Below are 15,976 nucleotides of genomic sequence, written 5' to 3'. Positions count from 1 at the left end.
TATGTTGTCATATCAAGTTCACCTGTTTCAGTAACTGTTCCTTTGTCTGTTCGATGGCGTTGCGGTACACCTCCATCTGCTTGGGGAAGAACGCTTCGAGCCATGCGTCCTTTTCGATGCGGTCCTGGATGAAGTCCACGGCCTGTGTACGTTCGATCTCCACGGAGGCTTCGCCTTCCTCCCGGTTGTTGAACCAGGCTTTGGTCCACCAGCGGATGCCGGCACGGTCGGGATAGACGGTGACCGCCCTCGGTATGTCGAAGCTCTGGATGTCGATGTCCAGTTCCGCCAGCGGGTCGATGATGCCGCTGGAGGCTACTGCTTCGGCACGAAGTTTTTTTTTAAGTCTCCGCCCGTTGTCGAGAGGTACACCTCGTGGCGCAGGGCAAGGTAGTTCAGGAAGTCCGCTATCAGCAGGTTCTGAACCTTGCACACCAGAGGCAGCGCCTTCTGTCCCAGTCCGAGAGGGTTCGCCATGCTCGGCATACGCTCGTAGAAATACTCCTTCATCGCGCCTGTGGTGAAGATGTTGCGCAGCGACTGCTCCGTATGTTCGGGAACCGTGTATCTTCCCAGCCGCAGGTCATCCATGTAGAGCGGCAGGAAACGGAACATCAGCCGTTCTATCTCTTCCCTGTCCTGCTCGTAGTCGGTCTGCGGAGCGGCATCGTAGAAGCCGCCGGCACTGTCGCCGCCCGCCTCCTGCATCGCCTTGATGTTGCCGTACAGCATGGCGAGGAACTCAAGCGGGTCCATTTCCTCGCCCTTGAACCGGACCCCTACATGCAGCAGGTCGCCGCTCATCGCCACGGTCTGACCGGCCTTCACCGGCCTGCCGAACTGGGCGAAGACATTGGACAGGTGTCCGTAGGTCACTTCATATTGTCCGTAGCGGATGGTCTGGCAGATGCCGTGCGTGGGGTCGTTGCATACGCCCGACACGACACCGCTGGCCACGGCGGACAGCAGGTAACGCCGCACGCCGAAGTCGATGCCGTGGTGGAAAAACTTCTCGCCGCTCTCCGGGTGGGTCTGCTCGCCGTACCCGAGCGACAGGCTCACGTCCCTGCCGTCAGGTTCCGCGAAAGGCATACAGTAGCCGCTCTCGGAGTGCAGTATCATTTCTTCTGTATATTTCATTTTCTTCTGTGTTTGATGTCCTATCTTCTCATGCCTCCGCCCCGGGCCTGTCCCTCCGGGGAAAGGTCCTGTGCGGAATTTCTCTGTCCGGTCTCCGGCACTTCCGTGCGGACAAGCCCGGCGTTGTTGCCGATGAGCATCATGCCCAGGAACAGCCCGGCTATCTTGCCGAGCCAGCCGGTACGCCCGAAGACCAGGAAAGCGGCGGCGACAAGCCCCGCTATGCTCAGTCCGGACACGTTGCCGCGTCCGAGGTTGCTGAAGAATCCGCCGATCAGGTCCCCGAGTCCGCCTCCAGTGGCCTGGCCTATGAAATTCGACACTCCGTTCAGGCTGGAGCCAATGCTTGCCGCAGCGCCGCTCACGGCGTCGGCCGCTTCCCCGGCCTTGCCTTTCAGTTCACGGATGTCCTCCGTCGTGCCGGCAAGGGCATCCGTGGCCGACTCGCCGATGACGGTATCACCCACGATCCTCGCCACGCTCTTGTCCGTGGTCAGCTTCTCCCATGCCACATAACCGGCCGCACTGCCTATGGCGGCGGTCTTCATCGCCTGACCCGCTCCGCGCAGGGTCTGCGAGGGATGCAGCACGGCCTGGCCCGCGCTCCTTCCGGTGGCTGCGGCGGCCTTGCCCATGTTCTTGGCGGCCTTGCCGCCTGCTTTCAATAATGCGTCCCAGAATCCCATATCTGTTCTATATATTTAAGGTCTTACTTTCCTTCCGTTCTGCCTCCATCTGCGTTGGGCGGCTTCCACGATGTCGCGCTTGTCCGCCACGGGGACCGAGCCGCCGTCAATCTCTATCCAGATGTCGCCCATCGTGGTGTATTTCACCGCTATGGTCAGGCGTTGCAGTTTCCTGTTCATCAGCTGGAGTTTCGGACGGATGCCGAACACGACTTCCATCCGCTCTTTCTCCGTCATCTTGTTGTCCGACAAGCAGGCGGTACGGATGTCATTCACGATTTCCACGCTGCCGAGTATCAGCTCCCGGTATATCTTGTTCCTGCGCGTCGAGAGGGCGACGGCAAGGGCGTTGGCCGGATGCCTTGCAAGCTGCTGCGAGAAGTCGCCCAGGTTGTCCGTCAGCCGGCTTATCTCATGGTAGAAGCCGTAGGTCTGGGCGGCATAGCAGACAATCGAGCGGAACGAGTCCAGATAGTCGTTGAACTCCCGCTGAAGGTCGGTGGTGCCTTCTATCTCTTCCTTTGTCCAGATGTGGCCGGTGGTCTGCAGCAGCATCACCTTCTCCTGGCTTTTCAGCTCTTTCTGCGCCTTGTCGGTATAGAGCAGGATCATCCCTGCCAGCACGGGGTCGTTCTGCGCCCGGACTTTCAGGGTGCCGGCGCACAGCAGCAGGATACATGTCATTAGAATCGTCAGCCTGTCCATCGTTCCTCCTTTCCTTAATGCACGAGTGCGGCCGCACGCCGCCAGCGGTTCATGGCCATCCGTGCCATCTCCCCGTTGTCGCGGTCCAGCATCCCGGCCGTCACGTTGTTCCACATATCGTTCAGCGTATAGTACCGTATGCTCAGGTAGAGCAGGTGCAGCTTCCGACTGAAGGCCGACAGCTTGTCGTTCAGCGCCCACAGGGTCTTGCTGCGCTCGGCTCCTGTCAGCATGTTTTCCGTGCCGCCTTTCGCCACGGCGTCGTTCAGCAGCGAGAACACGGAGACCAGCTCCGTCGCCGTCTCGATATAGAGGTTGTTCATGCTCATGCCGGCGATGATGCCCTGCGGATTGTCCTTGACGGCCTTGCCTAATTTGCCGAGGGTGAGGAATATCCTCACGCCGTCGTTGTACAGGTGCGTGCAGGCTTTCAGCGAAGAGGCGTAGCCGCTGGCCGTCTTGAGGTAGCTGTTGTATTCCTTCTCCCACTGGTGTATCCGGTTGAACTCCGCAGCGATGCTGTTCTGCAGCGCAGCCGTCTGGGTCTGTCCCTTTATCTGTTTGTCAATCTGGCCGTTTATAAGCTCGTTCCCTTCGGCAAGGGCCACCCATTCCAGCGGGTTGGAGGCCGCTATCTGCGCCTGCACAAGCTGCGGCAGCAGGAATGCGAGTACGGCGGCAAGGCTGATGCTAATGGTTCGTGATTTCATATATTCCCTTTTTTCGTTTGTTGTATTCCACCCGGCTCCGGATGAGCGGCACGATGTCGTCTTTCCGCCTCATGCCTGTAAGGTCGAGCCGGGGCGTGTTGCGGTCCGTCGAGAAGATGCGCACCGTCTTCAGTCCGCAAAGCTGCTGCATCAGGCTCTGGTGCTCCTGGAAGTCCACGACACGGTAGAGCTCCATGTAGTCCACCTTGCGGACAAGCAGCCCTCGTTCGCAGACAAGCTGCTCGCTGCCGATGCGGTAGCGTATCCTGCACAAGTAGAGGAAGCGGTACAGCAGGACAAGCGACAGGCAGAGGAAGACGGCTACGCCCGCAATGGGAAAGGGCATGTCCTCCAAGCCTCCGTAGATGCCTCCGGCACAGCACACGGCAAGGGCCGGCAGCTCGTCAAGGACGAACTGCATCCTGTGCGGTCTCAGCACGAGACTTTCCGGTTGCGATATGTCTGATGCCGTTCTCATCGGTGGTAGCCTGTTCTTCGTTCCTGTTCGGTTTCTTCTTCTCTGGGTCGGTTCTCGCGGGCGGCCGCTTCCTTTCTTATGACTGCCAGCAGCTCGTCGTTCCAGTCCTTGCAGGGGGCTTTCGGCTCTTCCCGCACGAACCGGGTGTCATCCTTTTCGTCCAGACCGAGAAAATCCCGCAGCCCATTCCGGAAATCCCTGTAATGGCCGTTCATCAGTTTTTCCTGTTCCCGTATGTCATCGGGATGGCACAGCCCGCTCGACCGCATGGACATGACTTCCTCCCATGCGGCCTCGTATTTGCCATAACTGGACCGCAAGGCGTCAGGCAGCAGGTCGGTATCGCCGCTGTCAATGCCGCCTCCGGCGGGTATGGAACCGAGGTAGGCTTTCCGCTCCGGCGTGGGCTCTATGCCGGACTTGACCGTCCGGTGGATCTCTTTTTTGAGATTGTCGGTGAACTCCCGGCCCGCCGTATCGGTGTCGAAACAGATATGCTGCCGGGCGGAACGGGAACAGGCGATTACGCCTCGCATCTGCTCCACGGTCGGTGTCCCGCCGGTGGAGACGAATACGGCCTTCCACAAGTCCCTGTTGTCCTTCTGGTGCAGCTGGTAGTAGGACATGGCGTCATAGCCGCTTTCGAACCAGAATACATGGGTGGCATCTCTCAGGGCTGTCCCGGCAGGACTGCCGATCCACAGACCCGCACTCGAATTGCTTCCCTCGGCCTTGCCCTTGTAGCTGCCGCTCCCGTCCATCCGGGCACGGCCGCGTTCCTCGAATCCGACGATCTTTTCCGGTTCTTTGGGCAGGCGGAGCGGAAACGCGAGGTTGGTGTAGCTTAGGCCGTCCGGCCGGTGCCGGGTCGCCAGACAGAAATCCCGGTGAAAGGCATATTGGGTGTACAGGTCGATGCCCCGGTGCTTGAAGAAAAAGTAGAATTTCTTCTGCGTATCCCTGTCCTGCGGGTCGAACCGGTGGATGTCATAGTCCTCTATGTTGAAGGGCCTGGTGTCCCGTCGGGGCTGTATGATGCGTGTCTCCCTGTCTGGGATGGGATGGTTCAGCAGCCGGTTGCACACGAGGTTCACCAGCCGGTCGCCGGACATGCCCGCCCGGTATTCCGCAAAGAACTGCGGATGTTCCTTGATGAAGGAGATGATGTTGTACAGTCTCAGGAGGGGCGGCTGGAAGCAGCACTGGCCTTTGGGTGTGACGAGGAACTTGTCGCCGCGCACACGCCGGCCGTCGCTGTCTGTCCGGACGTATGACAGATAACGCAGGCCGTCCCGCCTGTTCAGCCGGTAGCCCGCGTCGATGAGCACGTCCTGTATGGTCAGGCGTTGCAGAAAGTCGTCGTATGTCAGTTCGTTTTCGTTCATAGGCCTACCTCCCCATACGCATGTCGCTTATCTCCCGGTTCATCTCGGCCTCGAAGTTGCGTATCGCCACATCACGCGGCGTGTCCACTCCGGGCTTGAAATAAGGTCTGGGAGGACCGCCGAACCGTTCGCCGTAGAACTCCGGCGCATGGTGGCAGTGGTTCATCCCGTGCACGACGCCGGCCGTGACGACGGCTCCGGCTGTCAGGGCGGCGAATATCTTCACGCCGAGACTCTTCTGGGCTTCGGGACGCATCTTCATGTCCACCTCGCTGAATATCTTCGAGAAGAGCTTCATGCGGTGGAAGTCATCGACGGCGAGGAACTTGTCATAGTCCTTCTGGCTGATCTCGTGGCTGACGGTCTGCCCGTCGATGACGGCGGTCATCCTGTACTTGCCCTCGGTCTCTGCCGGATGGACGGCGATTTCGCTTACTTCCACCTCGCGTCCGTGCCGTTCTTCCCGGTACCAGCCCCGGTTCTCGCTGAGATAATAGAGGTCCCTGCCGTCGATGACGGCGCCTTCGGCCATCTGTCCTATAGGGTTGCCTTGCTGCTGACCCTCAAAGAGCTGCTGCTCCTGTTGCTGCTGCCGGGCAAGGTCTTCCTCCACCTCCGGGTGCAGGCCGATGCCGATGCGCCGGTCGCTGTCCAGGGCTTCCATCGTCACCTTGTCCCGGTAGTCCGCTGCGATGATGTTGTTGATAAGACCGATGCGTTCCTCTACCGGGTGTTCTTTGATGGAGTTGGAGGTCAGCGCCGCCGTCTCTTCCGCCGTCAGGTCATAGACGAAATCGGCCGCCACGGACTCCGACTGCACGGTCAGCGTCCGCTGCTCCGCGTCCACGATAAGGCCGTGCGAGGACAGGCATTCCTGCCACTTCTCGTTGGAGAAGTACACGGGGGAGCTGACCAGTTCCTTGTAGGGCTTGGCCGGCTCGCTGCTCCGCTCACGGGTGACAAGCGGGGTGATGACGCTCTGCAGGTTCTGCAAGACATCCGCAGGTTGCGCCGCAATCTCCCTTTGACCGCCTTTATAATAGAATCCGTAGCCGCCGGACTGGAGTTCGCCCGGCTTCATCCGTCCGTCCCAGCGTTCGGCGACGACGGGACCGGGATAGAACAGCTGGCCGCCGACCCTGCGCAGGTGGAAGCCCCACTGCTGGCGGGGTGTCCACCCGAGAAACGGGGGCGGCAGACCCATCCGGCCGGTACGCCCGTATTCGCCGATGCCGATGCGGTATCCGTGAAGCCCCATAGCGACACGCCCGTTGGCGTTCCGCGCGTGGACGAAATCTTTGGGCAGGAAGAAGTCCTTGCCGACAATGCTGGTAAACACGTTGTAGGCCTTCTTGTTGGCCGTGTTCGTTCCCCAGTCGGTCAGCGCCAGCATCTGCCGCTCCGTGATGGGATAGGCAAGCAGGGGCGAGTCATGCCCCTGCACGACCAGGCTGTAGCCTGCGCCGTCAGGCACGATATGGGCCTGCATACCGTTGCGCATCAGGATGTCGCGCATCTCCGGCTGCAGGTCCATCGCCCGTGGGTTGGTGTTCTTTCGTATCGCCATTGTCTGAAAGTTTGGATTGTCTGTGATTGGTTTATGCGTCTCCGGATTCGAGGGCCGCCTCCAGCTCCCGGTCCTTGAAATGGACGAACGACTCTGCGGACGCGTCTCCGACCAGAAGGCCGTTCTCCCTGCAATAGCAGAGGTATTCCTCCTGCCATTCCGCAGAGTGATGGTTGACATAATCGAGCCAGCCGTACTCGCCGCTCTCCATTTTCTCTATGAGGATTTCCTCCGGATAATAGGTATTCCGTTCCATTGCCGTTCCGGTTCTGAGGGTTATTTATGAAGCGCAGCGGCACGGTTGCGCTCGGCGCTTTTCTTCTGCTCGTTCCACAGCTCCTCGGTATAGTCGTCCTCGGAGACATAATTGAGGTTGCCGTCATCGTCCATGACCCAGCAGCCGTAGCAGCCGAAAGTGTATTTGTCCCATTCGCGCCTGGACTGCTCGCGCCATCTCTCCCCGTCGCCGTGGCAGAAGCGGATGCCTGTCCGGGCATTGAGGTCGATGCCCACGGTGACAGGCTCGTCATCCACGACGATGGTCAGCGGCTCCCCGTGCTGCAGGCTGTTGACTTCCGCCGTGCCGAGGCGAAGCTCCTCTGCGGCCACCTGAAGGTTGCGCCCGATGATGGGTGTGGGCACGGAAAGCACCTGGTTCGTCTCCGGGTCTATCTGCACGAATGCCTTGCTGTGGCGTCCGTCAGGGGTCTCCACGTCCACGATGACGGCCTTGCCCTCAAGCAGCTGTTTCTGCTGCGCCTCGCCGTATTTCTCCAGCGGGGAGGTTTTCAGTACCGGATAGAACACCACGTCCGCCTGGCCGTCGTCCCTGCGGATGAAGGCGATGCGTGTGCGGCTTTCAAAGGTCTCGCCGTTCTCGCCGGTCACACGGACAGGAAGCACGGGCGAATGCCTGCCCTGACAGATGTCTTCCAGGACGAACATGGGAAGATCCTCTATCATTTCCTGCGTGAGCCCGAACCGGGCAAGCGTTCCGAACGGAAGTTCGGTCAAATCAAATCGTACTTGTTTCATATTCTAAAATCAAACTATAAATCATACTCTGCAAAGATAGGTTGATTTTATCGTGTCAGGCAAGTATGTGGTAATATAAAGATTTAGAATATAGTATTTTTTATGATTAGAATATGATTTTACCGCAAAAATCATATTCTGAACAGTTAAATAATCATATTATGACAAGAAACGATGTTCGATTTTTCTCCGGGGTTGGCGGGGCTTGCTATCTTTGCCGCATGAAAAAAATGATAATGATTGCCACAGGTGCCGTCCTTGTCTCGGCACCGCTTTTCGCACAGTTTATGACTGTCGCATCCGGCATCCCGGCCGCCGTGCCGGAAGCCGTGCAGATAACCAGCCTTGGCATGGGAGAACGCCCCGGAATGCCTGTCTGGAAAGATGGAGAAACCACGGAAGAAAGCGCACCGGCTTCAACGGATGCGGCAAGGGAGAAATGGGTGCGGCGCTACCTGAGCGTGTCCTACCCGCTCCGCAGGATGAAAGTCAACTCGCCATACGGGTACAGGACGGACCCGATTACCGGAAAGAGGAGGTTCCACAACGGCATAGACCTGCACGCGCGGGGCGACGAAGCCTTGGCCATGATGGAAGGCACGGTGCTCAAGGTCGGACAGGACAGGGCTTCGGGAAAATATGTGGTGCTGCGGCACGGCGAGTTCACCGTCAGCTACTGCCACCTTTCACGGATTCTGGTCGGCAAGGGAACAGCCGTCCGTCCGAGGGATGCGGTCGGCATCACCGGCTCCACGGGACGCAGCACCGGAGAGCACCTGCACATCACCTGCAGGCGCAACGGAAAAACCGTGGATCCGGCGGAGATTTTCGATTACATCAAGGCCACGAAGGAGAAATGCGTGGCGGCGTTGGCGGAAATGCAGTAGGACTTATGCCTCGTGCGTGATGGCGCGGACGATATGCCCGCCCCACACATGGGCTTTTATCAGGAACAGCGGCGGAACCGTGACGGTCTTTCCGTAAAAGATGGCGGCCACCACCTCGCCACCGCACCGTTCTATCTCTTCCTTGTAGTCGGTAAGGCTCTGGCCGCTCGTGAACACGTCGTCCACGATGATGATTCTTTTTCCCCTGATGTCGCCCGTGATGCTGTAGTTCCTTTCAAGGATGCGCTCGCTGCCCTTGCACTCGTGCAGGCTCTCGCGTTCACTGTGCACATCGACATCCTGCAGCCCCGAGGTGAGTTCCTTCCGGTGGGTCGTGATGTACCAGTCAAGCCGCTTGAATCGCCGGCCGTATTTTATCCAGTTGCTGCACGGCATGAACATAACATGACAGGAAGCGGTGTCCACCGGCAGGGCGGCCAGGCAAGCCTTGAAGAAGTCGATGCCGTTATTCTCTCCCTCCTTGAAGGCATAGAGGGAGCGGCAGAACACGCGCTGTTCCTCGCTGAGCAGTCTTTTGTACCGCGACGGATAATAATGGCCGTAGAACGTCACGCTGATGCCCCGGAAACGGAAAGGCTTGAGCGGATGCCTGTCCTCGTAAAAGTCGGGATGGGCGAAGCAGAACATACGGCAGGCGTCCCTGTGCCCGGCCAGCACAGCCAGACGGCAGTGGCGGTCACGCTCCTCGGCTTTGTCGGCGAGCAGAGCGGCGGCAAAAGCGGCTTCCCCGGCTTTCTTCCGCCAGTAACCGGCCAGCCAGGACAAGCCTATTGCTATGCCGATCAGTATCAGAAACACCAGTCTCGGTTCCATTATAATTTTTCTGGTTTCACAAAATAAAGAACGTATTGTTCTAACTTGTCTGAAATATAACTCACATCTGGGTTTTTAATATCTGTCACGAAGATAAATCCAAAATCATCGTGCCCGATCATTATAACCCTTAAATCAGGTATAAACAAATTGACTGCGCATTTCTCTGTCAGGTCTATAACCAAATTAGTTGTGATTTCTGAAACCTCGGTAATTGTGTCCGTCCTTTTGTCGTTTGCATATATCGAGTGGGAACATTGCAAATCCTTCAGGAAAGACTTAAATTGACCTCTAAAGCGTTTTCTTGTCGCATTATCTACACCGAATACGTTCTCTACTAATTCTTCATACGTCATAAAGAATTTAGGAAATACAGTGCATCTGCACACAGACAGAGAAGGGTCTTTATCTAATTTGCAAACATCAATATGTGATGTCAAATGGAAAGTATAATATTTGTCCAGCTCTTTCAATTTCATAATATGGATAATGTTTGGTGGCTAACCAACCTTTTCAGGGGAAGTTAAACCGCTTGTTATAAGCTGTTTCTTATTCATTTGTTTTTCTATATGGGCCAAATTTGATTTTCTTAATAACCGAATTAGGCAATGTTGAATTTGATAAAAATAAGACATCAAGAATCTTATCTTTATGCTTACAATAACTATCAAGTTCTGACATGACTATATCAGGACTTGATATTATAAACAAGCTATAATTATAAACAAATGCCTTTTTCATAAAAGTAACTTTACCATCCACACTGTTATCCAAATACGCATAAAATAGAGTCCTGTTATTCTGATACAATTCGATGAAGTCGGCAGGATGAAAATAATAATACGAATAGATATCCTTTTGAGGATGATAAGGAATAAATAATTTCTTGCCTACCATATATGAATATGCCGTTTTCAGTATGCTATTTATGTTGTCAATCATAGCACTCTTGTCCGTTTCGTTTTCTTCTTTCTCTACATTAAAGAATTTGGATAGAAGCTCCTCAATATTATCCCCATTGTATGTGATACAATTTTTTGATAGTTTTATGTGCCGACTAAACTCCCAAGAATATGGTGAAGAGAAAAGAAACGATTGGAAAAGTTTATTTCTATAATGCGCCTTGTCTTTCAAGTTTGACCGATTCACGTTAATAATATTCAGATACGAATAAAGCTTTGTAAATTCATTATCAGATGAATTTGAATGAACACGGTCAAATATCAAAGTCTGTAAGCATTGTGCAAATCCCCAAATCGCCAGATAATCCCAATACATAGACTCTGAATCTTCGTAACACCTACTAATTAGTGTATTCACCTTCTCCCCATATTCAAACAAATAGAAGCTGGGGCATATTTGAAATAGATTTCTGAATTGCTTATCAGACAATCTGAACCGGTCATTTCGACTATCCGTTCTTTGAAAGATTGCCGTCAGAACTGCCAAGTCTATATTGTTATGGCAATTATATGATGCATTTTCAGAAATACCTGTTATTATATTTGGTTTCATTATTTTCTGCTTATAATGTTTGGTTACTAACCGACCTTTCAGCGAGGTTTAGGCGTATGTTATCACACTGATTATTCTCTATAATACCAATTACTCCAAAATAAATCCATCATCTATCATCTGCCGTACTCTTTCAGATACATAAACATTATGAGTCTTGTCTATTTTTACAGCTACAAAATTTCTCTTTATCCAAAGATAAAAAGTATTTTGCCATTTTAAAAATTCATTGCTTTTAGAAACTAATACTCCATCTACCAAATATTTAGTAATTCCAGATATACTTCCTCCTATGATTTTTTTATTTGCCACGTCAATATATGCTCTATCAAAAGTCAATATATCACTAATCATAAAATTAGGTGTAAATATCTTTTCGAAAGACACAGCAGACTCTATTTCTTCAATTTCTACCGTATGCTTGTCTTTGTACACAATCACTCTATTCCAATCATTTTCACCGAAATCACTAATTTGTATGGGTCTCAAATCAAATCCTGCCAATGGCATTGCTGATACAGATATCTGTTTTTCCTTAAAATATTTGTCTAAGAGAACATAATCTTCTTTTATACAATATAGTTTTATCTTCTTCGCATTCATATTTTACTTATAAAAATGAATTGTACAGTTCAAAGGCCTAATGTGTAGGACTTCTAAATCTTAAATAGCCTTCATTTTTCCACTTACAGGTTACCCATTTTTTGTTGTTTTCCTACTTAATGATATTCAACAACCTAATTAGTTTGTGGATATATAATGTTCGGTAGCGTTCAGCGTTGACCTTTACCGATTTAACAAAGGTAACAGATTCCACCTGTCCGACAAAATTTCCATCAGATATTCTTTCCCCCTTTTTTTTCATAAATCCCCTGTATGTTGCTTCTCGGCCTCTTTTACTCTGTGTTCCACCGCCATCCGTCCCTGCGACCTCCAGCACTTATTTTGCAGCGAAAATACTTGGCCGTCACAATCCCGACAGTACCCGACCAGCCAGGACAAGCATGTCGCTATGCCTATCGGTATCTTTCGTTCTTCCAATCGCCGGGCATCCCCATAGTCCGAAACACCAATGTTGGGCAGCTTATAGCCGTTAGGAGGCACAGGTGTCTGTTAGCGTCGTTTCTTAATCCAATTCTGCACGAGAGAATAAATCCATAATCAATGTTTCATTCTCACAGGCGTCCTTGAACTTTAATATAAATTCTTTTAAGGCATCTTTATCTTTTGAATAGGCACAGAACATGCTTCCTTCCGGGTCAAAACTTATCTTTTCGGACAACTCCGGTACTTGTTCTTCCACAAAGACATGAGCTAAGGACTCCCAGTCATAGCCGTTCCCCTCAAAGCCCTCGTCTTCTCTTGCTTGGAAAATTTCTGCTTTGTATTCTCCAACATTCAGGCATACTGAAGCTGTCGATTCATGATCAACCCAAAAGAATGGTTGAATTATCACTTCAAAATCATTAGTGTCCATATTGTTCTAATTCTTTAAATAGTTCATCTCCATTTGCTTTAATACCATCCCTGAATTTGGCAGGAATTTTATTGCCGCAACGTTCAAACCAGTCGTTGAAAACATTCTTCCATTCCTGAACTTTCTCTTTTTTTATTAGCAAGTTAGCATTAACTGTAAATCTTTTGGCCAACATAACTAATACATCTATGTGAGTCAAAACCGCTTGAGTTGGTTTATTTGTCGTTTTTAGCCATTCAATATTTTCATCAATCTGCTTTAATGCCAAATTAATGTATCGAGCATTTTCTAATTCTGCCATTTCATTACCTTCTGGTGCTGTACTAAATATCTTCATTCTATTTCTTTTTATTCTTCGATGCTGATGTCTGGCAGCGTTCCACTTATGCAGCCGGTTTGCTGCTTGCTATCGGTTTATTCATCATTTATACCCGTAGATTACAAACGTATGTTCATCTTCCTTCTCAAATGGTATATGATACTTATGAAGGATTTCTACCAATATATTTGATTTATCTATGATTTCAGGATTTAATAATCTTCCTTTGTCAATTTTATCCAAAGGCTGTATTGCCATCCATTCAATATTAAAGAATGGTGGCGGGGCGTATTCACAATCTTCATATATAAGTTCCCAACCTCCATAAATCGGAAGCGTCGGTACTTCAAATACAGGAGAATGTTCAATCTCATCAGTCAAAAGTTGAACACCATATATGGGTTCAAATTTCGGAATAGACAGAATAGCGGTTTGTAATTTTAGCCACTTGGAATCATTCATTATAGAAGATAGCCCTCTCCGTCTAACTATCACCTCTACTTCATCTTTCAAATCTGTACAGTTAGAATTGATAAATTCCTTATACTGACTGTAAATTGTATTTATATCATATATCTCCATACTTTTAATTCTTATATCCTTTTTTCTAATTCAAGTATAACCTCTTTCAGTAAGTCATATTCTTTATTATTTAAATCTCCATGCGCTAACAATCCGCAAAGATTAGAATATATCTTATCAGAAACATGCTGATCAGCATCACTCTGGAAGGAATGTATTAGTCTCTTATAATACTCATTCCTGCTTTCCGACAGCTCTGTCATTTGCTCCAATCGTCTAATAATAAATTCTTTCGTGTTCATTCTTATCTGTAATGTCTGGCAGCGTTCAGCTTCAGTCGGTTTGCTGTTTATTAGCGGTAATCAATTCATCATGAAATTCAGTACATAAAAATTCCATCACATTATCGTATGCAATTATCAATATATGATGTAGTCCCTTCTTAGAAAAGGTAGGATTGACAATCTCTCGTATAGATGACACGGTCTGCCCTTTACCCTTTATATTGCTTTCAAACATTTCGTAATCGTACAACTGGAATTTCATTACTCCATTGAATACAAATCTCAGATTAAAATCACTCACAGTGTTATCTACAAAATTGCATAGGCTATTATGGGAGACATTTACATACACTTCAATAGTTTGAGGATTTATAATATTGATATACTCAATTATTATGGCATCTCGTCCACCAATAAAGCCTATGCTTGTTGTTATATCTTTTATTTCCATTCTTCTGTACTTTACCGATAATGTTCAGCGAACTATCAACCTTTAAGGGTGATTTATCCGTTTGTTATTGACGCTTTATTTGTTCGCAAAACTAACATCGTCGAATCCTCAATCCACTTTGAAAATTTTTTAAATGTTGAATATATTATACCTGAAGGTATCTTCATATCATAATATTTATTGTCAACATTGTCTTTTGTCAGCAGCCATTCGTAACCCTGTTGCTCAATAAGGAATACATAATATCCCTGAAAGCACTCTCCATGATAGGAAAGTATGTCGATATTGCTTAAAGGTACATTATGGCTGTAATCAGAAGCATAGCCCCAAGTATTTTCAATCAGTTTATCCGTTAATACGGGTGCTGTTAAATTCTCGAATGGCATTTGTCGTTGTCCTTTCAGTTGGACTACTTTTAATATAGGCTCCATTTCTGCTGACAATAAGGCACATTGCCCGATGTCGCCAACCATATTATTCCTTATCCATAGACAATAATTGATGAATATTGGCTCCTCATCTATTTGCGATAGGATAGCTTCTATTGCAAACTTGGATTTATTCCCGAAAATATTTTTTTGTTCTTTCATCATCGTCAATAATGTTTGGCAGCGTTCCGCTTCAGTCGGTTTGCTGTTTGTTATCGTAAGTTCATAGGCAATATGTTATATATTACTGAAGTATTGAAATACTTTTTCTTCTATCATACTTGCCATTTTCATATCTTTCAGTTTAGCCTTTATAGCTTCTTCACGCAATACCTTGATATTATCCTCTGTATTTTTATTATTAAGATAGAGTATTATCAATGCGATAGCATACGGACATTTATAATATTCAGGTTCAGAAAAGACATCTTCAATCAAACCTTCTTTGCAATTTAAGAAATTGTCAAATCTCGGTATAATATCATTCTTAATAGGTTCAATTAAAAAGCGAATCCTTTCTTCAACATTATCAGTTTGATAAAAACTAAAATCAGGTCCTCCCATATATTTAGCAGTTCTCGAAAATTTATAGTTACCAGTTATTAGTGGATATCTTGGATGAGGATCGATATTAGATAAAATTTGTCCAATTAATCCATTTGCAATGCTTCCATATAAATGTAATGTTGTTATAGCTCCCAATTGACAAAATTTGGGGGAAAGAAATTGATAAAAGACATCACCTTCTACTGCTTGATTATTACCTATAATTTTAATCCACCTTTTTAAGACCTTAACTTTATAATTAGGTATAACAATATTGGCACATTGTTCTTTGAACAACGTATCAATTTTTTTCTCTAATTCTTTCTTTTCCATATCGCCTAATTCTTTCCTTACGATAATGTTGTTCGGCAGCGTTCAGCGTTGACCTTTAACCGTTTAACAAAGGTAACAGATTCCACCTGTCCGACAAAATTTCCATCAGATATTCTTTTCCTTTTTTATTATCGCACATCCCCTGTACGTTGCTTCTCGGCCTCTTTTACCCTGTGTTCCACTACCATCCGGCCCTGCGACCTCCAGCACTTATTTTGCTGCGAAAATACTTGGCCGTCACAATCCCGACAATGCCGGCAGGCCGCCGCAGGGGTGAGCCGGAAAAATCTTCCTCTCCGCCGTCGAGCGTATTTTCCCGTCCAGCCTTGTATGGTTGTTCCTTGCCGCCTTTTCAATGCAGAAAAATAATCCTGGAGTTCGTACATAGGGCGAACGGAGGGAAAATAAAAACAAATAACAATGTCGAACAATTAAAAATTTGAAGTTATGACGGAAGAAATCAGACAAGACGGTAGCACAATCCTGTCAAGCACCAGCGAACACACAATCCCAATGATTTTCAACAACCTTTGCGGAAAGAACTTTTCAGGCAAGGAATATCAGGACTATATCCGAAATGTTGCCCCCGAAATGGGCTTCAGACCCGGACGTATCGAGCTTTATAGGGACGGCCAGCTGCTGAAATGCGGCGACATACCCAAACTTTGAACTGA

The 15,976-nt window shown here is 49.3% G+C and carries 23 protein-coding genes; 2 read left to right on the top strand and 21 right to left on the bottom strand.

Annotation, left to right across the window (positions count from 1 at the left end; all coding sequences use genetic code 11):
* Window positions 1-7 precede the first annotated feature (7 nt).
* The 10 genes from M3090_RS08545 to M3090_RS08500 are packed head-to-tail and all read right to left on the bottom strand — an operon-like array spanning window position 8 to window position 7,706.
* Window positions 8-292, bottom strand: coding sequence for a hypothetical protein (locus tag M3090_RS08545; protein ID WP_249055340.1), 285 nt, complete (start codon window positions 290-292; stop codon window positions 8-10).
* A 23-nt stretch (window positions 293-315) separates the two neighbouring features.
* On the bottom strand, window positions 316-1,140 hold the full coding sequence (locus tag M3090_RS08540; RefSeq protein WP_249055249.1) for a M23 family metallopeptidase: 825 nt from the start codon (window positions 1,138-1,140) through the stop codon (window positions 316-318).
* 20 nt (window positions 1,141-1,160) lie between these two features.
* Window positions 1,161-1,826 (bottom strand): hypothetical protein, encoded by a 666-nt coding sequence (locus M3090_RS08535; RefSeq protein ID WP_249055246.1) that lies wholly within the window; start codon window positions 1,824-1,826, stop codon window positions 1,161-1,163.
* Window positions 1,827-1,841: 15 nt separating this feature from the next.
* Window positions 1,842-2,531, bottom strand: coding sequence for a hypothetical protein (locus M3090_RS08530; protein WP_087335157.1), 690 nt, complete (start codon window positions 2,529-2,531; stop codon window positions 1,842-1,844).
* A 14-nt stretch (window positions 2,532-2,545) separates the two neighbouring features.
* The gene (locus M3090_RS08525) at window positions 2,546-3,241 is read right to left on the bottom strand and encodes a hypothetical protein (RefSeq protein ID WP_249055244.1); all 696 of its coding nucleotides are present in this window, start codon (window positions 3,239-3,241) and stop codon (window positions 2,546-2,548) included.
* Window positions 3,222-3,719: a PH domain-containing protein gene (locus tag M3090_RS08520; protein ID WP_249055242.1), complete on the bottom strand. Its 498-nt coding sequence runs from the start codon at window positions 3,717-3,719 to the stop codon at window positions 3,222-3,224. The genes M3090_RS08525 and M3090_RS08520 overlap by 20 nt, the downstream gene beginning before the upstream one ends.
* Complete coding sequence (locus M3090_RS08515; RefSeq protein ID WP_249055239.1) at window positions 3,716-5,104, bottom strand: toprim domain-containing protein; 1,389 nt, start codon at window positions 5,102-5,104, stop codon at window positions 3,716-3,718. Before M3090_RS08515 ends, M3090_RS08520 begins: the two co-directional genes overlap by 4 nt.
* Before the next feature lie 4 nt (window positions 5,105-5,108).
* Complete coding sequence (locus M3090_RS08510; RefSeq protein ID WP_249055237.1) at window positions 5,109-6,671, bottom strand: hypothetical protein; 1,563 nt, start codon at window positions 6,669-6,671, stop codon at window positions 5,109-5,111.
* 31 nt (window positions 6,672-6,702) lie between these two features.
* On the bottom strand, window positions 6,703-6,927 hold the full coding sequence (locus M3090_RS08505; RefSeq protein WP_249055235.1) for a hypothetical protein: 225 nt from the start codon (window positions 6,925-6,927) through the stop codon (window positions 6,703-6,705).
* 20 nt (window positions 6,928-6,947) lie between these two features.
* Window positions 6,948-7,706, bottom strand: a complete 759-nt coding sequence (locus tag M3090_RS08500) for a DUF4099 domain-containing protein (RefSeq protein ID WP_234179385.1) — start codon at window positions 7,704-7,706, stop codon at window positions 6,948-6,950.
* A gap of 221 nt (window positions 7,707-7,927) precedes the next feature.
* On the opposite strand from M3090_RS08500, the gene M3090_RS08495 reads away from it, so the two are divergent.
* Complete coding sequence (locus M3090_RS08495) at window positions 7,928-8,593, top strand: M23 family metallopeptidase (RefSeq protein ID WP_249055233.1); 666 nt, start codon at window positions 7,928-7,930, stop codon at window positions 8,591-8,593.
* Between the two features lie 3 nt (window positions 8,594-8,596).
* Here M3090_RS08495 and M3090_RS08490 read toward each other — a convergent pair whose 3' ends face one another.
* From M3090_RS08490 to M3090_RS08440, 11 genes are all read right to left on the bottom strand, one after another.
* Window positions 8,597-9,427, bottom strand: a complete 831-nt coding sequence (locus M3090_RS08490) for a phosphoribosyltransferase family protein (RefSeq protein ID WP_249055232.1) — start codon at window positions 9,425-9,427, stop codon at window positions 8,597-8,599.
* Complete coding sequence (locus M3090_RS08485; RefSeq protein WP_249055230.1) at window positions 9,427-9,906, bottom strand: hypothetical protein; 480 nt, start codon at window positions 9,904-9,906, stop codon at window positions 9,427-9,429. The genes M3090_RS08490 and M3090_RS08485 overlap by 1 nt, the downstream gene beginning before the upstream one ends.
* A gap of 70 nt (window positions 9,907-9,976) precedes the next feature.
* On the bottom strand, window positions 9,977-10,942 hold the full coding sequence (locus M3090_RS08480; RefSeq protein ID WP_249055227.1) for a hypothetical protein: 966 nt from the start codon (window positions 10,940-10,942) through the stop codon (window positions 9,977-9,979).
* A gap of 90 nt (window positions 10,943-11,032) precedes the next feature.
* Window positions 11,033-11,545, bottom strand: a complete 513-nt coding sequence (locus tag M3090_RS08475) for a hypothetical protein (protein WP_249055225.1) — start codon at window positions 11,543-11,545, stop codon at window positions 11,033-11,035.
* 523 nt (window positions 11,546-12,068) lie between these two features.
* Window positions 12,069-12,419 carry an immunity 51 family protein gene (locus tag M3090_RS08470; protein ID WP_249055223.1) on the bottom strand — a complete coding sequence of 117 codons (351 nt, stop codon included), beginning with the start codon at window positions 12,417-12,419 and terminating at the stop codon, window positions 12,069-12,071.
* Window positions 12,409-12,756 carry a hypothetical protein gene (locus M3090_RS08465; protein ID WP_249055221.1) on the bottom strand — a complete coding sequence of 116 codons (348 nt, stop codon included), beginning with the start codon at window positions 12,754-12,756 and terminating at the stop codon, window positions 12,409-12,411. The genes M3090_RS08470 and M3090_RS08465 overlap by 11 nt, the downstream gene beginning before the upstream one ends.
* An 84-nt stretch (window positions 12,757-12,840) precedes the next feature.
* Window positions 12,841-13,320: a DUF6678 family protein gene (locus M3090_RS08460; RefSeq protein ID WP_249055219.1), complete on the bottom strand. Its 480-nt coding sequence runs from the start codon at window positions 13,318-13,320 to the stop codon at window positions 12,841-12,843.
* Between the two features lie 11 nt (window positions 13,321-13,331).
* Window positions 13,332-13,562, bottom strand: coding sequence for a hypothetical protein (locus tag M3090_RS08455; protein ID WP_249055216.1), 231 nt, complete (start codon window positions 13,560-13,562; stop codon window positions 13,332-13,334).
* Window positions 13,563-13,593: 31 nt separating this feature from the next.
* A complete protein-coding gene (locus tag M3090_RS08450) occupies window positions 13,594-13,995 on the bottom strand; it encodes a hypothetical protein (RefSeq protein WP_087334906.1) in 402 nt (133 codons plus the stop codon).
* A gap of 53 nt (window positions 13,996-14,048) precedes the next feature.
* Window positions 14,049-14,588, bottom strand: a complete 540-nt coding sequence (locus M3090_RS08445; RefSeq protein WP_249055214.1) for an Imm42 family immunity protein — start codon at window positions 14,586-14,588, stop codon at window positions 14,049-14,051.
* A gap of 72 nt (window positions 14,589-14,660) precedes the next feature.
* Entirely contained in the window at window positions 14,661-15,302 is a 642-nt protein-coding gene (locus tag M3090_RS08440) for a hypothetical protein (protein ID WP_249055212.1), read from the bottom strand.
* A gap of 447 nt (window positions 15,303-15,749) precedes the next feature.
* On the opposite strand from M3090_RS08440, the gene M3090_RS08435 reads away from it, so the two are divergent.
* Window positions 15,750-15,971, top strand: a complete 222-nt coding sequence (locus M3090_RS08435) for a hypothetical protein (RefSeq protein ID WP_249055210.1) — start codon at window positions 15,750-15,752, stop codon at window positions 15,969-15,971.
* The last annotated feature ends 5 nt before the right edge of the window (window positions 15,972-15,976 follow it).

Source organism: Bacteroides sp. ET71 (assembly GCF_023336905.1).
Classification (GTDB): Bacteria; Bacteroidota; Bacteroidia; order Bacteroidales; family Bacteroidaceae; genus Bacteroides.
This window is presented reverse-complemented; position numbering and strand designations above follow the sequence as displayed.

Excerpts from the sequence above, each read along its gene's own strand:
- M3090_RS08540 (WP_249055249.1), bottom strand. The coding sequence starts at position 1,140 with ATGAAATATACAGAAGAAATGATACTGCACTCCGAGAGCGGCTACTGT.
- M3090_RS08535 (WP_249055246.1), bottom strand. The coding sequence starts at position 1,826 with ATGGGATTCTGGGACGCATTATTGAAAGCAGGCGGCAAGGCCGCCAAG.
- M3090_RS08530 (WP_087335157.1), bottom strand. The coding sequence starts at position 2,531 with ATGGACAGGCTGACGATTCTAATGACATGTATCCTGCTGCTGTGCGCC.
- M3090_RS08525 (WP_249055244.1), bottom strand. The coding sequence starts at position 3,241 with ATGAAATCACGAACCATTAGCATCAGCCTTGCCGCCGTACTCGCATTC.
- M3090_RS08520 (WP_249055242.1), bottom strand. The coding sequence starts at position 3,719 with ATGAGAACGGCATCAGACATATCGCAACCGGAAAGTCTCGTGCTGAGA.
- M3090_RS08515 (WP_249055239.1), bottom strand. The coding sequence starts at position 5,104 with ATGAACGAAAACGAACTGACATACGACGACTTTCTGCAACGCCTGACC.
- M3090_RS08510 (WP_249055237.1), bottom strand. The coding sequence starts at position 6,671 with ATGGCGATACGAAAGAACACCAACCCACGGGCGATGGACCTGCAGCCG.
- M3090_RS08505 (WP_249055235.1), bottom strand. The coding sequence starts at position 6,927 with ATGGAACGGAATACCTATTATCCGGAGGAAATCCTCATAGAGAAAATG.
- M3090_RS08500 (WP_234179385.1), bottom strand. The coding sequence starts at position 7,706 with ATGAAACAAGTACGATTTGATTTGACCGAACTTCCGTTCGGAACGCTT.
- M3090_RS08495 (WP_249055233.1), top strand. The coding sequence starts at position 7,928 with ATGAAAAAAATGATAATGATTGCCACAGGTGCCGTCCTTGTCTCGGCA.
- M3090_RS08490 (WP_249055232.1), bottom strand. The coding sequence starts at position 9,427 with ATGGAACCGAGACTGGTGTTTCTGATACTGATCGGCATAGCAATAGGC.
- M3090_RS08485 (WP_249055230.1), bottom strand. The coding sequence starts at position 9,906 with ATGAAATTGAAAGAGCTGGACAAATATTATACTTTCCATTTGACATCA.
- M3090_RS08480 (WP_249055227.1), bottom strand. The coding sequence starts at position 10,942 with ATGAAACCAAATATAATAACAGGTATTTCTGAAAATGCATCATATAAT.
- M3090_RS08475 (WP_249055225.1), bottom strand. The coding sequence starts at position 11,545 with ATGAATGCGAAGAAGATAAAACTATATTGTATAAAAGAAGATTATGTT.
- M3090_RS08470 (WP_249055223.1), bottom strand. The coding sequence starts at position 12,419 with ATGGACACTAATGATTTTGAAGTGATAATTCAACCATTCTTTTGGGTT.
- M3090_RS08465 (WP_249055221.1), bottom strand. The coding sequence starts at position 12,756 with ATGAAGATATTTAGTACAGCACCAGAAGGTAATGAAATGGCAGAATTA.
- M3090_RS08460 (WP_249055219.1), bottom strand. The coding sequence starts at position 13,320 with ATGGAGATATATGATATAAATACAATTTACAGTCAGTATAAGGAATTT.
- M3090_RS08455 (WP_249055216.1), bottom strand. The coding sequence starts at position 13,562 with ATGAACACGAAAGAATTTATTATTAGACGATTGGAGCAAATGACAGAG.
- M3090_RS08450 (WP_087334906.1), bottom strand. The coding sequence starts at position 13,995 with ATGGAAATAAAAGATATAACAACAAGCATAGGCTTTATTGGTGGACGA.
- M3090_RS08445 (WP_249055214.1), bottom strand. The coding sequence starts at position 14,588 with ATGATGAAAGAACAAAAAAATATTTTCGGGAATAAATCCAAGTTTGCA.
- M3090_RS08440 (WP_249055212.1), bottom strand. The coding sequence starts at position 15,302 with ATGGAAAAGAAAGAATTAGAGAAAAAAATTGATACGTTGTTCAAAGAA.
- M3090_RS08435 (WP_249055210.1), top strand. The coding sequence starts at position 15,750 with ATGACGGAAGAAATCAGACAAGACGGTAGCACAATCCTGTCAAGCACC.